This window comes from Paenibacillus sp. S29 (assembly GCF_049319765.1).
GTDB lineage: Bacteria > Bacillota > Bacilli > Paenibacillales > Paenibacillaceae > Paenibacillus > Paenibacillus polymyxa_B.
Window position 1 is genome coordinate 1 of sequence record NZ_JBMOUI010000122.1, and the last position, 224, is coordinate 224.

Below are 224 nucleotides of genomic sequence, written 5' to 3' on the forward strand. Positions count from 1 at the left end.
TCGAAGATATCTTGAAAGATCGTGGTGTCTTTAAAGCGAGTGCGACGATTCCAGCTAATCGTCGTATGGTCTGGAACTTTATCCGTTAAGCCCAGCCCCAGGAACCAGCGATAAGCCAGGTTCGTCTGAATTTCACGCTCGAGTTGCCGTTCTGAGCGAATGCCATAGAAATAACCGAGAAAGATCATTTTAAACAACACGGTAGGATCAATGGCAGGACGCCC

1 protein-coding gene is annotated in these 224 nt (G+C 47.8%); it reads right to left on the reverse strand.

The features are described 5' to 3' along the window. Positions 1-224 (reverse strand): transposase (locus ACL9RM_RS26820; RefSeq protein WP_414126733.1); only part of this gene is annotated, 224 nt, incomplete at both ends.